At 42.4% G+C, this 15,439-nt stretch carries 15 protein-coding genes; 8 read left to right on the forward strand and 7 right to left on the reverse strand.

The window, feature by feature from the left end; all coding sequences use genetic code 11:
* Positions 1–78: 78 nt before the first annotated feature.
* The 3 genes from AHMF7616_RS18375 to rpmH all read right to left on the reverse strand — a co-directional run bounded on the left by AHMF7616_RS18375 (position 79) and on the right by rpmH (position 2,398).
* Positions 79–1,764, reverse strand: coding sequence for a S41 family peptidase (locus AHMF7616_RS18375; RefSeq protein ID WP_115374210.1), 1,686 nt, complete (start codon positions 1,762–1,764; stop codon positions 79–81).
* Between the two features lie 62 nt (positions 1,765–1,826).
* Positions 1,827–2,198 (reverse strand): ribonuclease P protein component, encoded by a 372-nt coding sequence (rnpA, locus tag AHMF7616_RS18380; protein ID WP_233507634.1) that lies wholly within the window; start codon positions 2,196–2,198, stop codon positions 1,827–1,829.
* Between the two features lie 41 nt (positions 2,199–2,239).
* A complete protein-coding gene (gene rpmH / locus AHMF7616_RS18385; RefSeq protein ID WP_007659000.1) occupies positions 2,240–2,398 on the reverse strand; it encodes a 50S ribosomal protein L34 in 159 nt (52 codons plus the stop codon).
* 352 nt (positions 2,399–2,750) lie between these two features.
* Here rpmH and AHMF7616_RS18390 point away from each other — a divergent pair, with 352 nt between their 5' ends.
* On the forward strand, positions 2,751–4,469 hold the full coding sequence (locus tag AHMF7616_RS18390; RefSeq protein WP_115374211.1) for a M61 family metallopeptidase: 1,719 nt from the start codon (positions 2,751–2,753) through the stop codon (positions 4,467–4,469).
* Positions 4,470–4,587: 118 nt separating this feature from the next.
* Here AHMF7616_RS18390 and AHMF7616_RS18395 read toward each other — a convergent pair whose 3' ends face one another.
* Entirely contained in the window at positions 4,588–4,866 is a 279-nt protein-coding gene (locus AHMF7616_RS18395; protein WP_115374212.1) for a hypothetical protein, read from the reverse strand.
* A 97-nt stretch (positions 4,867–4,963) separates the two neighbouring features.
* On the opposite strand from AHMF7616_RS18395, the gene AHMF7616_RS18400 reads away from it, so the two are divergent.
* The 3 genes from AHMF7616_RS18400 to AHMF7616_RS18410 all read left to right on the forward strand — a co-directional run bounded on the left by AHMF7616_RS18400 (position 4,964) and on the right by AHMF7616_RS18410 (position 6,120).
* Positions 4,964–5,260, forward strand: coding sequence for an antibiotic biosynthesis monooxygenase family protein (locus tag AHMF7616_RS18400; protein WP_115375682.1), 297 nt, complete (start codon positions 4,964–4,966; stop codon positions 5,258–5,260).
* Entirely contained in the window at positions 5,257–5,598 is a 342-nt protein-coding gene (locus tag AHMF7616_RS18405) for a cupin domain-containing protein (protein ID WP_115374213.1), read from the forward strand. Before AHMF7616_RS18400 ends, AHMF7616_RS18405 begins: the two co-directional genes overlap by 4 nt.
* A gap of 72 nt (positions 5,599–5,670) precedes the next feature.
* A complete protein-coding gene (locus AHMF7616_RS18410) occupies positions 5,671–6,120 on the forward strand; it encodes a DMT family transporter (RefSeq protein WP_115374214.1) in 450 nt (149 codons plus the stop codon).
* Between the two features lie 156 nt (positions 6,121–6,276).
* Here AHMF7616_RS18410 and AHMF7616_RS18415 read toward each other — a convergent pair whose 3' ends face one another.
* Together AHMF7616_RS18415 and AHMF7616_RS18420 are read right to left on the reverse strand one after the other, a co-directional pair.
* Complete coding sequence (locus AHMF7616_RS18415) at positions 6,277–7,191, reverse strand: PfkB family carbohydrate kinase (protein WP_115374215.1); 915 nt, start codon at positions 7,189–7,191, stop codon at positions 6,277–6,279.
* A gap of 238 nt (positions 7,192–7,429) precedes the next feature.
* Positions 7,430–9,235 carry a M61 family metallopeptidase gene (locus tag AHMF7616_RS18420; RefSeq protein ID WP_115375683.1) on the reverse strand — a complete coding sequence of 602 codons (1,806 nt, stop codon included), beginning with the start codon at positions 9,233–9,235 and terminating at the stop codon, positions 7,430–7,432.
* 105 nt (positions 9,236–9,340) lie between these two features.
* Between AHMF7616_RS18420 and AHMF7616_RS18425 the strand changes: the two genes are divergently transcribed.
* Both AHMF7616_RS18425 and AHMF7616_RS18430 read left to right on the forward strand, forming a co-directional pair.
* The gene (locus AHMF7616_RS18425; protein WP_115374216.1) at positions 9,341–9,946 is read left to right on the forward strand and encodes a C40 family peptidase; all 606 of its coding nucleotides are present in this window, start codon (positions 9,341–9,343) and stop codon (positions 9,944–9,946) included.
* Between the two features lie 933 nt (positions 9,947–10,879).
* Positions 10,880–11,317 carry a DUF2147 domain-containing protein gene (locus AHMF7616_RS18430; RefSeq protein WP_115374217.1) on the forward strand — a complete coding sequence of 146 codons (438 nt, stop codon included), beginning with the start codon at positions 10,880–10,882 and terminating at the stop codon, positions 11,315–11,317.
* Between the two features lie 103 nt (positions 11,318–11,420).
* Here the strand turns inward: AHMF7616_RS18430 and AHMF7616_RS18435 are convergent, their stop codons facing one another.
* Positions 11,421–11,891 carry a hypothetical protein gene (locus AHMF7616_RS18435; protein WP_115374218.1) on the reverse strand — a complete coding sequence of 157 codons (471 nt, stop codon included), beginning with the start codon at positions 11,889–11,891 and terminating at the stop codon, positions 11,421–11,423.
* Positions 11,892–12,315: 424 nt separating this feature from the next.
* On the opposite strand from AHMF7616_RS18435, the gene AHMF7616_RS18440 reads away from it, so the two are divergent.
* Complete coding sequence (locus AHMF7616_RS18440) at positions 12,316–12,840, forward strand: hypothetical protein (RefSeq protein ID WP_147275725.1); 525 nt, start codon at positions 12,316–12,318, stop codon at positions 12,838–12,840.
* A 127-nt stretch (positions 12,841–12,967) separates the two neighbouring features.
* Positions 12,968–15,151, forward strand: a complete 2,184-nt coding sequence (locus tag AHMF7616_RS18445) for a T9SS type B sorting domain-containing protein (RefSeq protein WP_115374220.1) — start codon at positions 12,968–12,970, stop codon at positions 15,149–15,151.
* Positions 15,152–15,439 lie beyond the last annotated feature (288 nt).

Genomic DNA, 15,439 nt, shown 5'->3' on the forward strand with positions numbered 1-15,439 from the left:
AATAAAAGCTTTAAGAATAAGCCTAAAAGCCTAGTCTTAAAGCTAGATAAATGCTGGTAAAAACAGCAGAAATTTAAACTATTTATTCTTCCGGACGGTAGTGGAGTTATTATCAGAAGGCCGCAAATACGCGTTGTATTTGGGCGTATCGCTTAGTAAAGTTATAGCCGTCATAATATCTTGGTCGTCGTCGAAAGTAGATTCGATCATGCCTTTCTGGAAGAAGTAACGCGAAGCAATCTCCTGTTCCAGCAACTCGCTGATTTCGGGTTTAAAGCGGGTTAAATCGTTGGCTTTGTTCGTCGAAATTTTCTTCTTAATAACGTCGATTTCTGATTTAATATCCTCAAAATGCTTATCGTCTTTAGATTTCTTCACCAGTTCATCCATCGCTTTTTCGACGCTGGTAGAATACGAAATATCTTTATTTGCTAAGTAAGAAACAAACTTCTGGTATTCGGCATCCGTCAAATGAAAATCTTTAGCGGTAGCAATAGTGGGGTGCTCCGCCCGGTACTTGGTAGCATAATCAAAGAAATAACCTTTATTAGCCAGGGTTTTGGCAATTTGCGAGTATTCTTTTTCGGTTAATTCTACATCCGGGCTTACGCCGCCGCCATCGTACACTACCCGACCGCTGGTGGTTTTAAAAGCTACCCGCAACGAATCCGGAATTTTACCTAAGCTGCCATCGTCTTTGCGGTGCGAGTAATCAATCGCTTGTATGCAACGGCCACTGGGGATATAATACTTGGCAGTAGTTACTTTCAACTGCGCGTTGTACGTTAACGGCCGCGTAGATTGCACTAAGCCTTTGCCGAAAGTACGCTCGCCTACCAATACGGCGCGGTCATAATCCTGCAAAACACCCGATACAATTTCGGAGGCCGAAGCACTGCGCGAACTGGTTAAAACGGCCAGCGGAATTTGGGTATCCAGGGGTTCGTCCAGGGCTTTGTACATTTTATTAAATTCTACCACTTTGCCTTTGGTGCTCACAATATCACGACCCCGCTCCACAAATAAGTTAGAAATATTTATGGCTTCGTTCAGCAATCCGCCGGGGTTATCGCGCAAATCAATAATTATTTTTTTGGCACCCTGCTCTTTCAACTTCACTACCGCATTGCGCACTTCCCGGCTGGCATCCATGGTAAAACCGGCCAGTTGCAAATAGCCAATATCGTTGCTCACCATGCCAAAATACGGCACATTATCAATTTGAATTTTAGCCCGGGTTATTTTTAAATTTATGGGCTTATCAACGCCAAAACGCTTTATTTCTAAATCCACAATAGAATTAGCCTGGCCTTTTAAAAGTTTGTTTACATCGGTAGAATTTTTCTTTTCGATGTTTACCCCGTCTATTTTTAAAATTTCGTCGCCGGCCAGTAAGCCTGCTTTTTGCGCCGGATAGCCTTCGTACGGTAGTTGCACAATGGTTTTACCTTCACGTTTGCCCACCGTGGCGCCAATACCCCCGTACTGGCCAGTGGTCATGGTCCGGAAATCTTCAATATCGTCTTCGGGAATGTAATTGGTGTAGGGGTCCAGCGACTTGAGCATGGCATCGATGCCCGTTTTCACCATTTTAGTGGGAGTTACCTCATCCACGTAATACGTATTTACCTCTTTAAAAAGGGTGGCAAAAATATCGAGGTTCTTGGCGATTTCGAAGTATCGTCCATTATCATCGGGGGTAAACGAAACCAGAAAACCTAAGCTAGCACACACCAGCAGACCGGCGGTAATTTTTTTAACCATATTATTTCAGATTTGCAACAAAAGAAGCGGCTATTCCATAAAGGAACGTTGTAAACCTGAAATTAGTTTTTTTGAATAATTTTAAAAGGCTTTTTTTCTTTGGCAATATACAGGATGCCAAGCAATTGAATGGAGCTTTGCCCTTCGGGGTACAAAATGGTTTTATTTTGGCGATACGCTTCGCGAATTTGGCGTTTTAACCGGTTACGGTCTACCGCTTTTTTAAAATTTCGCTTCGAAACCGAAATAAGTATTTGCGGAACAATCGCCGCCGGGGGCGATTGTTTGATGAAAATAAACCGCAGCGGGTATAAATTAAAAGAAGAACCCTCGCGAAAAAGCTGTTCAATCAGCTTTTTACTGCACAAGCGTTCTTCTTTTTTAAAACTAGTAGTGTTTTTATCGCTGGCGGGAATTTCAGACGCGGCATTCATGCCCGTATACCCTTTTCAGGACCCGTAGTGTCCTGCCAAAATTAAGCTTTGTGTCTTCTTTCGTCTGAAACGGTCAGTTTTTTACGACCTTTTGCTCTTCTGCTGGCAAGCACTCTTCTACCGTTTGCCGTTTCCATTCTGGAGCGGAAACCGTGCTTGTTTCTTCTTTTTCTTTGAGAAGGTTGGAATGTTCTTTTCATTTTAAACCAAAGCTTTTTATATGGCCTGCAAAATTAGGACTCTTTTCTGAAATTACAAACTTATTGGTTAGAAAGTTGAAAAGTTGGAAGGTTACAAGTTAGAGGTTGCAAGTTGGAAGGTTGAAAATGCTTTGCTCTGAATGATTTTTTCACTTTTGTGAACTATATGTATTAGAAGCGCTTGTCAGTTCCATTCTAATGCGAACAATAATTAACACGCCAACGAATCTTATACTGTGGCCAGTTTAACGGAGTGTAACTGGTGACTACTTATGGGAGCCAGTTTTTAACTGGCGAAAGTCTTTCATAATGTTTTCAACTATCTTGGCTCATTCATGCGTAACTATCACTTATGATTCATTACTACATTTCCTATATAAATCCGCTTACTTCCTTTATGCAAATCCAGATGGTAATTCCAGTTCAAGAAGTTATGGCGATGGAATTACAATTACCAGCCTGGCGTCCGGGGCGTTACGAACTGCAGAATTTTGCGCAGAAAGTGCAGCATTTCCGGGTAGTAGATGCCCAGGAACAACCTTTGAAATTTAAAAAAATAACCAAAGACCGCTGGCTAATAGAAGGAACCGAACAAACGGAAGTTACAGTACTTTACAACTTTTACGCCCACCAAATGGATGCCGGTGGGTCCTGGCTCGATGAAACACAACTGTACATTAATCCGGTAAATTGCATGATGAGCGTCGCTGGATTGGAAAACCAAGCTTGTCAGTTGCAGCTAACCATACCCCCCAACTGGCAAATAGCTACGGGCCTGAAGCAAATTAACCCGCACACTTTACAAGCTGCTTCTTACGACGAATTAGTAGATTGCCCGCTAATAGCTAGTGCCAACCTGCAATGCCAAACCTATTGGGTTAACAGCATTCCGTTCCACGTGTGGTTTCAGGGCGATTGCCAGCCGGATTGGGACGTTCTCTTAACAGATTTTAAAAAATTTACTCACGCGCAATTACAATTATTCGGTAATTTTCCGGTTTCCGAGTATCATTTCCTGAATCAGATTTTACCCTATCGTTTTTACCACGGCGTGGAACACAGCAATTCTACGGTAATTGCGCTGGGCCCCGGCGAATTATTAATGACCCGCGACGTGTACAAAGAGTTGTTAGGCGTTAGCTGTCACGAGTTGTTTCATACCTGGAATATCAAACAAATCCGGCCTGCCGAAATGATGCCGTATGATTATACCGGCGAAAATTACTTCCGGACCGGGTACGTAGCCGAAGGTATTACCACCTATTACGGCGACTATTTACTAGCTCGTTGCGGCGTGTTCTCTACCGATCAATATTTTACCGAATTAAACGAAGTATTTCGGAAACATTTCGACGATCAGGGGCAACATTATTTATCCGTGGCCGATTCGTCGTTTGATTTATGGCTGGATGGTTACAAACCCGGCATTCCGGACCGCAAAGTATCTATCTACCATAAAGGCTGCATTGCCGCTCTTATTTTGGATTTAGAAATCCGCAAAATAACAACTAACCAGAAATCCCTGGACGATGTGTTGCGTAGTTTGTGGCAGCAATTTGGTAAAACCCAGACCGGCTACACCGAACAAGATTACCAGTGCCTAGCCGAAGAAGTAGCCGGCCAATCGTTGCAAATGTATTTCGACGACATTATCAATGGTACCGTACCCGTGCAAGATTCTTTAAATCAGACCTTATTATACGTAGGCTGCACTTTGCAACCAACCGTTAACCCGGGAATTACTGAAGCGCGGTTTGGATTTAGAACTAGTTTTAACAACACCAACTTACTGGTAAGTTATATTGAGCCCAACAGTCCGGCGGCACAAGTACTGGCTTTAGAAGATGAGTTGGTAGCGATTAATGGCCGAAAAATCGAAGGGAACCTGGCCGGTTTAGTCCAACAAAAATCAACCTTAGAAATAACACTTTTCCGGAATAAAACTTTGCGTACAATAACACTCGTAGCCGATGGTAAACCACATTTAACTAAGTACCTGATCCGGAAATTGCCCGCGGCCAGCCCGGAACAAAGAGAAAATTTTAAAAACTGGATCAATCAGGCGTTTTAAATCTGAGTGTTAGACTTAAAATAAAGATCAATTACATTTAGCATATAAAAAAACGGAGCTATTTGATTAGCTCCGTTTTTTTGTTAAATATTAAAATCTAATGTTTAGCGTTTAAAAACTACCGGCCTTGGTTATCGCTGGGGTTGCTCCGGGGGCGGTTTAACCGGTTATGATGGTCGTCATTGTCGCCATTCACGTGGTCGCGGTTTTTATTGCCTTCCCGGGATACCTGATTCTGGTCGGCATTCATCACTTGGGTGTCGCCGTTAGATAAGGCGCTTTTTTTCGCCATATCTTCGTTATCATCGATAATTTCGCCGCTGTTATTCAGCTTTTGCTTATTCGGATCGTCAAAAACATTATCAGGAATATTCGTTAATTTCGGTTTGCCTTTCATGATATCCTCCTTTTTAAACTTTGAGTTACTAGTAAGAATATGGATATACGGAAGCCCGGCTCAAAAGGCTAAAGATGTTGCATTAAAATCTGTTATTATGGTTCTGGAAATTGCCCTGCTGGACGTAGTACCTGCGCAAACAAGTAATTTTGAAAAAGCATTTGCCCAGGCGCAACAGATAATAGCCCGTATGCCTGGCTACGTAACACATGAACTTCAGCGCTGTCTGGAAAAAGAAAACCGGTACGCCTTATTAATAACCTGGCAAACCTTGGAAGATCATACCATTGGCTTTCGGCAATCGCCGGAATACCAGGAATGGAAAAAATTATTGCACCACTTTTATGATCCGTTTCCGGTGGTAGAACATTTTAGAAAAGTAGCTTTACCATGATTACAAGTATCGCAAACGCAGAGCATTACATCTGGGGCGACAACTGCGAAGGTTGGCACTTAGTAAAAACGCCCGCATTAAGCATTATTCAGGAACGAATGCCCGCCGACACTTCCGAGAAATTACACTATCATGCGTTGGCGCAACAGTTCTTTTTTATTCTGGCAGGTACCGCCACTTTTATCGTAGACGGAAAAACTTTTATAATTTCGGCCCCGCAAGGATTGCATATTCTGCCGGGACAAGTGCACCAAATTTTAAATCAGACCGATACAGATTTACTTTTTACTGTTACCTCGCAGCCCACCAGCCGCGGCGACCGCATAGAGGTGAATTAAAATTTTGAAAGGTACGCCGAACTCTTTCTAACAATCCAGTAGCTTTGCTCTGTTACTTACCCCCGATGCCTTATGCCGAAAGAGTTTTACTACTTTATTGCCTTTATTGCCGGTAGCGGCATTGCCGTTCAATCGGGCGCAAACGCGCAGTTGCGGCTTTTAATCAACAATCCTTTAATTACCGCTTTAATCTCTTTTCTGGTCGGCACCATAACTTTGGTTATTCTGGTATTAACCACCGCGCACAAAGAGTTACCAACCGCACAAACATTAACGCATATTGCCTGGTGGAAATGGTTGGGTGGCATTATGGGTGCCTTTTATATTTGTTCGGTAGTGATTACGGCTCCGAAAATTGGCGCCGCTAACACCTTGGGCTTTGTAATGGCGGGGCAGTTGTTGTTTGCCGTTTTATTCGATCATTTTGGCTGGCTTGGTTTTAACATTCACGCGGTAAGTCCCATGCGCATTGTAGGGGTAGCCTTGCTCCTGCTCGGCATTTACCTGGTTCAAAAGTATTAACAGTGAGGTACTAAACGCTGGATATTAGATTGCGGTAGTTAGATAAGGCTGATTTTAAAAAAGAACCGCTGCTTACAATCAAACAGCGGTTCTTTTTATTAAAAAATTTAAAAATCTAAAGTTAACGTTCAGTAGCTAGTGCCTAACATCCAGTTGCTAAATTTCAAAAGAAGCCAGATTTACGAATTGTTGTACGCGCTCCTGTACTTCGGTTTCGGTTAAATTAATAATTCGTTCGGGGCCAAATTTTTCGACGCAGAACGAGGCTAAAGCCGAACCATGAATAACGGCCCGTTTCATATTTTCGAAAGAATAATCGTCGGTTTTGGCTAAGTAACCAATAAAGCCGCCCGCAAAGGTATCGCCGGCACCAGTTGGGTCAAACACTTCTTCCAGGGGCAAGGCCGGAGCAAAAAACACTTGTTCCTCGTGAAACAATAATGCCCCGTGTTCGCCTTTTTTAATAATCAAAAACTTAGGCCCCATGGCCATAATTTTCTTAGCTGCTTTGCGTAACGAGTAATCGCCAGCCAGTTGGCGGGCTTCTTCGTCGTTAATACTAAGCACGTCTACTAGGGCAATAGTTTGCATCAAATCATCGAGGGCAATGTTCATCCAGAAATTCATGGTATCCATCACCACGAGTTTCGGGCGGTTTTTTAAACGCTCAATTACCTGCTTTTGCACTTGCGGTGCCAGATTCCCCAGCATTAAATACGAACAATCCTGGTAACTTTCCGGAATAATCGGGTCGAAGTCGCCGAGTACGTTTAGTTCGGTTACCAAGGTTTCGCGGCTGTTCATGTCGTTAAAATAGCGGCCTTTCCAAAAAAACGATTTTTCATTTTCTTTAATCTGCAAGCCTTCGGTATTAACGCCATGTTCCTGCATCATAGCGATATCCGATTGCAAAAAATCACCCCCTACTACCGATACCAGGTTGATGGGTTTCACAAAATTTGAAGCGGCTAGCGCAATAAACATACCCGCACCACCTAAAATTTTATCGGTTTTACCGAAAGGAGTTTCCAGGGCATCGAACGCCACTGACCCAATTACTAATAAACTCATTCTATAATTTTATTTTTTAAATTCGGAATGCAAAGCAAAGGGCAAAATTAGAATATTAATCAATATTTAATCTTAATCTGCTTTTTTAAGCAACAATTAAATTATCAGCTAACCACTTAACCCCAATACAGAACAGGTATCCAGCAAAGTACCAGCTATAACTAAAGGAGGTCAATCTGGCCAACACCTTAACTTGTACCAGTTTTTTTTAAATTTCGGCCCGGCGACCAGTAACATTTTACTTACCATTCATCCAGGCAGCTACTATTTTTGATTGTTCCTTCGAAGGCTTGTCACTCAGGCTGATTTTGTAACTGCGCACTTCGGAGGGTACCAGCGGAAATTCTAGATGAAGCATTTGCCCGTCGCGGTTCACGAGTAAACTGATGGGCTGGCCCGGCCTGGCTCCTACCAGCGATTGATTCACGTCGTCGGTGATACGGTAGCCGTTTAAAGCCAGAATTTCGTCGTTTACGTTTAAACCGCCTTTCCAGGCGCTGCCATCCCGCACCACCGCGGTAACGAGTTGCCGCCCGCTTGTCAAGGCAACTTTGGCTCCTAAATTAGCGTCTTGTTTTCCGGCATTTTGGTTCACAACATTTAAACCTGCATAACCAAAGAAAGTAGCGTAAGCAGGGGTTTTAATTCCGTAAATGTAATCGCTGAAAAAGGCATCGAGTTTACTGCCGGCTACTTGTTCGGCGGCTTGTTTAAACTCTGCATCGGTAAATCCGCGATCTAGTTTTTTGTAATACTGCTGGTACAACTGGCGCATTACATCATCCAAACTTTTCTGTCCGTTGGTACGATGCAAAATTTCTAAGTTTAATAATAAGCCAATCACCGCGCCCTTGGAGTAATAAGAAGTACCCGCGTTAGCCGAGTTTTCGTTGGGCCGGTAATACTTAATCCAAGCATCAAAGCTCGACTCGGCGGCTGATTGCACCCGTACGCCCGGAGCATTTTCCAAAGCGCTTATTTCTTCTGCCAGAGTAGCCAAGTATTGTTCGTTCCCTAAAAAACCGCTACGCCGTAAAATTACATTGGCGTAATAACTGGTAAACCCTTCCGAAACCCACAACAAATTGGTGTAGGTTTCGGCGTCGTAATTAAAAGGACCTAAACCAACGGGGCGTAAGCGCTTTACGTTCCAAAGATGAAAATACTCGTGCGCCGCTAAGCCCAAAATAGAATTATAACCGGCCACGGTGCTATAGCCCCATTTTTTAACCTGCAAGGTAGTCGAAAACTTATGTTCTAGGCCACCACCTCCCACGGGTAGATTATGAATAATAAATAAATACCGGTCGAGCGGCGATTCTCCCATAATCTGGATGGCGGTAGCAGTGATTTTTTTTAAATCGGCTAAAAATCTTTCCTTATTGGCGTTGGATTCTCCGAACATGGCTACCCGGTGCGGAATACCATTTACCTCAAACTGCCATACTTCGTGGTTGCCAATTTCAATCGGCGAATCTACTACCTCGTCGTAATTAGCAGCCCGGAAAGTAAAAGGCTGGTTACCCACGGCCGGTAACGCTGTAGAGACTACTTTCCAATCTTTATAAGGAACTACCTTAATTTCAGAAGCTTCGTTTTGCAGGCCATCCGGGTACATAAACATACTGGCTCCGTTTACATAGCCATGCTCCGCATTTAAGAAGCTGGTTCGTACGGTTAGTTCAAAGGCATATACCTGGTACGTTACTTTTACCTGCGGTGCTTTTGCCGCATATACCCGCCAGGTATTTTTCGTTATTTTTTCAAACCGAATGGGTTGGTTGCCGGCAGTAGCGGTAAATGCTTCTACGTTCTTGGCATATTCGCGTACTAAGTAAGAGCCCGGCGTCCAGACCGGCATTTTTACATCCAGGTACTCTTTTCCGGGATTGTCGAAAATTAATTCTACCGTAAAATAATGGGTTTGGGGCTCAGGCATGCTTAAGGTGTAATTAACCTTAGCAATGGCCCAAAGTTTGACCGGAACAATTAAAAAAATTAAAAAAAGTACGGAAAAGCATACTATTCGGAAGCGTTGAAACATGGGAAGTAAGAAATAAAGCAAGCTTTTAGTTAAAATTTTTAAAATAAAAGAGCAAGAAAAAATAGTTGTACGGTTATAGATTACCCGCGACTTACTCATAAAGAAATGAAACTAATCTGGGTACTTTTTGGCATTACATTACTGGCGCTGGTAGCTTACGGCTTCTGGCGTCCGGCAAATATACGGGACACCAACGGAGATTCCAGAGAAATGCCCACTGAAACCAAAAACTCCTTCCTTAAATCAACCAACTATTCAACAAATGCCGATACCCGAGAGGCCTCCAAGTTGTATAAAAATTATAAAGGAGAACTTTCTATTACTGCTTTACGGGACAGCTTGGTGCAGTTTGCCCAACAACACCAGGGATTGCCCTACCAAGAAGCCGGATTAAAGCCCACGGGTTTCGACTGCTCCGGATTTGTACAGTACACGTTTGCTCATTTTGGGTTAGAAGTACCGCATTCCTCCGCCTTATTAGCCAAAGAAGGCGAGCCAGTGCCCTTATCAGCAGGTCGGAAAGCCGATCTAGTTATTTTTACGGGAACTACCATCGCCGACCGTACTCCCGGCCACGTCGGCATTGTAGTGAATAACGGCGTTAACGGATTGGAATTTATTCACGCCTCCTCGAATGGCGGGGTAAAAATCAGCAAAGTTGACTCTACCGGGTATGCACAACGTTTTTTGCAAGTGCGCCGCGTATTGTAGTGCGGATACAACGAAAAGCGAAAACCAACGAATGACCAACCGGGCTTTTTTAAATTTTGGTGGATGAACCAGGTGAATTAAGGCACAAAAAAGCCTGCCTGCTTTAGGAAGCAGGCAGGCTATAAATCCTTTAAAATCTTACCAAGTTACCGACTGTTTCCAGACCAGTGATCCTTTCAGACCTTAAAAAATAATGTTCATCTGTTTTGCCGGTAATACCGAATTACAACAGACCTCCGTTGAAGGATACAACATTATTCAAACCTGATAAAATTTGTTTGGGACTAGACATTTGTACCTCCTTTCTTTAAATCCGACATATCTTACCGGGTTTGCCAAGCACCTTATGGCGCGGCCGGTAAGCCGTAGCACTCACTACTATTTTATAAAGTTAAATTTTATTCAGAAGGTTCAAAAGTAATTTGGTAATTTTTTATAAATATTTTTGGAACCTAAACACTATCAATTACTTAAAATTTATAATTATTTACGGCCAGATTAATCTAAAACATCAAATAAATACAAGCTGTTGAAAACTAGAAAGTTATAATTAATTGAGATTTAAAAAATAAACCGTACTTCTAAATTCACTGTAATTTCTATTTCTATGATATTTTAATAGCAGAATAAGACTACAGGTAGCTAACCTTTATTCTTGCAAACTTTCCTTCCCGTAAGTAAGTTGCATAGGTACGCCTATCCTAAATGAATTAAGTTTCACAAGCATTATCGAAAGAGAGATAACAAAGCAGAGAACTGTACCGGAAAAAGGAGCGCCAGATTTGTTCTTTCTGATGCACTCGGGTATTTCAGAGTAGTAAGCCTCTAATTTACCGGTTTAGAATAAGTAAATAAACCAGCCCTGGAGCCTTGTTGCTTGGAAATTGACGGGTAGTTATCTATATTTCCTACTAAATTTGGAAAAATACACGTATGAAAAACTTGTTATTAGTGTTGGTGCTTTTTTTAGCTGTAAGTAAACTAGCAATTGCTCAAACGGCTGATAATACGCCCGTTGGCACTTGGACCAACGAAGATAAAGAAGCCCGATTCGAAATATACAAATGTGGCAGTAAGTTGTGCGGCAAAATAGTTTGGCTGAAAGAACCTTTACGCGATGGAAAACCCAAACTGGACCGTTCTAACCCGGATAAGAATTTACAAAACCGGCCTATTTTGGGATTGATTTTTATGCAGAATTTTGAATCTGATAGTGATAACAAGTGGGATAATGGTACTATTTACGATCCTAAAAGCGGTAAAACGTATTCTTGCTACATGAAAGTTTTAAGTAAAGACCAAATGGAAGTAAAAGGCTACATTGGCATCTCGCTTATTGGTCGTACGCAAAACTGGGTGCGGGTAAAGTAAAACCATTCTGTTCTTGCATAAAGCAAAAGGGGAGTCGTTTTAGCGCTCCCCTTTTGCTTTATGCAGCTTTGCCATTCTTTTATGAGCGCTGCATGTAAAAAATTTAAAAAACTTCTTCAATGTGGTATTGCTTGTCCCGGAAAGTAAAAGTATCGCCGCTTGTTTTATCGGCCATAGCTTTAAAAATAGGCGACATAGTAGAGATAGCAAAGTATTTTTCGCCATTTAAATTAATCTCGCCTACACTCGCCGAAACGAAATATTTCTGCAGATTAGTATGTACTACCGAGCCCAGGGTAATTACTTTATTTTCTTTGGTAGCCACAATACGCTTTAAAATGGCTAAACCCGTAATAGCTTCATCCATTTGCTTGGCAAACATATCGCGCTGAATCTGGCAGGCTTCCCGAAACGATTCAAATTTATCCTCGATACCGGCTCCTTGGTGTTCGTTCGCACTTTCCTGTGCCTCATCCATAGCGCTTTTAGCCGTTTGAATTTGCACATTCTGGATGCGCAGGCATTCGCCGAGTAAACGTTGTTTTAACTCTAAATTTTTCGACGTTACTAACATAATTTAAACTAATTGCTTTTATCTATTCTATTTATTTTTACAGCCGGCAAAAGGAAAATATAATACTGAAATTTTAAAAAATCGTTTCGTGATGTAAATTAAATGTAAACGAAACAACTACACTATTTTATTTTAGGCCGTACGTTTTTATTAATGGCACGATGTTTATTTGGCGAACAGTAGAACCGCTGCAGAAAATGTAAACTTACTTAATGTGTTTTTAGAGCATAACTGCTTACCGAACTAAACTTCTTGAAGCTATTTATGAGCTATTGTTAAGTAAGTGTTAAACTATTTAAACCCGGAAATGTTATTTAAATTACACAGCTGAATGTTTGGCTTTAATTGGGAAAGGGCTTTGTTACACACTTTTAAATATCTTTTCGGAAAAAGCAAAGAGTCGTTAGCAACTTGTAAACGCCAGTTGGGGTTTACCCGTGCTGACCAGAAAGCTTATGCCCTTTGGCTTCAACAAAAAACGTATTTAAACTGGACCCCTGATTTGTTTAAAGCGTACCATTTCGCTAAAGCCGGTATCCGGCCTTCTTATAAACTCGAACGCCTGCAACAACCCGGCACCAATGGGGTGATTTTTTTCTTTGATGACCGTATTGGCGAACAGAATTTCCGTTTTTTGCACGAATTATTTAAAGATCAGGTCATGCAACTGGGTTATCGCTTACACGCCGCCGATATTCGTACTAATCAGAAAGATAATGTATTTGAAACTATCCATAAGTATTACTTCACACCTCCGCCTACTTGTTTAAACAACAGTGCCATTTGCAATCAGCTTTACGGGAATGTAAGTATAGATTATATTGTGTTGGATGCGCAGCCTTCTTTTATCCGCATTATTGCTAATTCTTACCTGAACGGTGCTTTTTCTACCGCCCAGCCTTTTGATGAATTACTACAGTACTTGTTAGTACAGCCCTCGGCAAAGTAAAGCCTACCCTTACTAGTTGCCATAAACCGCAGATCTAAGCAGATTTTGCTTTCTTTAATTTGCTGCATTTAAACAGTTTTTATTAAAAATTTTAGTAGTTTAGTCCTGTATTCTAGTTTTTTAGTACATGATTAAACGATTACTATTTCTACTTTTTTTTTCGTGTTTTGCTGGGTTTGCAGGGGCTACGCATATAGTAGGGGGCGAATTTGAATTAGAACACCGTTCCGGCTCTAGTTACCGGCTTACCTTAAATATGTACTTCGATAATGTTAACGGTAATCCGGGGGCATTGGACCAAGCTGTTGTTGCCAGTATTTTCGACAAGCGCACCAACTTTCTGATTCAAGAAGTATACATGCCGCTTTCTGCCACTACTCCGGTTGCTTATACCTCAATTGTCTGCACCAGCGCCGCTTTAAGTACCAGCAAGTTAATTTACACCAGCACCATCCAATTAAGCGCTGATGTATACAACAGCTCCGCGGGTTATTATATAGTCTGGGAAAGATGTTGCCGCAATAACGTTATCTCCAATATTCAACGGCCGCAAGATGCTGGTCAGGCTTTTTATATGGAGTTTCCGGCCGTTGTAAAAAACAATCAGCCTTTTATAAACTCATCGCCCAGATTGTTCCCGCCCCTCAGCGATTATGCCTGCGTAAACGAATTGTTTTATTATGACTTTGGGGGCACCGATAGCGATAAAGATTCTTTGGTATACGAAATGGTAACACCCTTTAACGGCTTTAGCACACCCGGTGAACCTTTGCCGCCTTTTCCGTCGCCGGGTCCTTACCCGATGGTTCGCTGGACCGCGGGTTTGGGCGTTAATAATCAAATTCCGGGAAACCCCAGTGTTTCCATCGATCGGTTTACGGGCCGGTTAATGGTGCAGCCCAGCCGTATAGGCTTGTTTGTGTTTGGGGTGCGTTGCAGCGAATACCGCGATCAGGTAAAAATTGGCGAAACCCGCCGCGACTTTCAATTACTGGTTTTAGACTGTCCGAAAAACGAAAAGCCCCAGATAACTGCCCGCGAACAAGGCAAAAAATCTTTTTACCGCGAAGGAGACACCTTGCGGTTAACGCCTGGCAGCAATCGCTGCATTGATATTTTTATGACGGACCCGGATCCGGATGAGCCTCTTACTATTTCTTACCGGCCCGTTAACTTCTCGCTTTCTGATCAGATTTTAAGTATTACCCAAGGTGTGGTGAACCGGGGAGGTTCCAGAGATTCTCTGCAAGCAACCGTTTGTTTTCCGGGGTGCCTCGATTCGCAAGGTAAATTATACTTACTAGATGTACTGGTGAAAGACAATGGTTGCAGCCTGCCCAAAGTAGATACCATTCGCCTGGCGGTAATTTCTGAACCTTTGCCCAACCAGCCTCCTGCCATTCGTACCACCGCCGCCGATACTATTATAAAAGCAAAAATGGGCGATATTTTAAATTTTGATGTTATTGGCAGCGACCCCGATAACGAAGTAGTAGCGGTAAAGCTAAAACCCCGCAATTTTAATCAAGCTAGTCAAAAAATTACTTTTCCGGCCAAATCAGCAGCGGGCACTGTTACGGTTCCTTTCCACTGGGAAATTAATTGCGCCACGATGGGTCAGGAGAGCTATATACTCGATTTTGAAGCCACTACGCTGGTTTGCAATCAGCCGGTAACAAAAACTACTACCATAGAAGTCCGGCCGGAAAACCAAAACGGACCACCACAAATACGTACTTTTCTTGCCGGGCAAACCATTACTATTCCTTACGGCAGTTCCGTAAACGATTCCATCTTTGGTTTAGACCCAGATGCCAATGCCATTGTTTTGTCCGCTACCGGCGATGGATTTAACATGGCCGATTACGGCATGCAGTTTACTCCGGCATCTGGCAATGGGGCAGCCCGTACTGCTTTTTCCTGGACACCAGATTGTAAATCATTAGACCGGGAAATGTTTAAAGTAGATTTTTCGGTGCAGGAAAATGCTTGCCAGGCTTATCCGGCGGCCATTAAAAGTGTAACTTTTGTGATTGAACCCCAAAAACCAAGTAGTTTTACACCGGCTAATATCTTTACGCCCAACGGCGATGGGTTAAATGATTTTTTTGAAATGCCAAACTTACCACCGGATTATTGCGAAAGCGTTTTTGCGAGCATTGAAATATTTAACCGCTGGGGAAACCAGGTTTATACCAGTAATAACCGGGCATTTAAGTGGAATGGTCAGAATGCCACCGACGGTGTTTATTACTATTTTATTAAATTCTCGAATAAAGAATACAAAGGTCACGTAACCTTGGTGCATTAATAACCAGGTACCCTGAGCTTATACCCGATATCAAATGTTTTTTTTAAAATTTTAACCAGCTGCGACTTTAACTATTCTGGGGAGAAGCAATGATACCCGAAAGCTATTCGCCAGAGTAGCTCTCCGGCACCTTGCCAAGTCTTTAAAGAAAAATCATAGCTGGTAACAGAACTGTTGGCTCCCCTGAGAAAATACAATATATGGGTACCCATTCCCGATGGCTGCAAAGCCCGTTAAGGTTACCAGAAAGCCCAGAATTTAAATTAATTTAAAAAATGCGGGTTCCTG

It is taken from the genome of Adhaeribacter pallidiroseus (assembly GCF_003340495.1).
GTDB classification, from domain to species: Bacteria; Bacteroidota; Bacteroidia; order Cytophagales; family Hymenobacteraceae; genus Adhaeribacter; species Adhaeribacter pallidiroseus.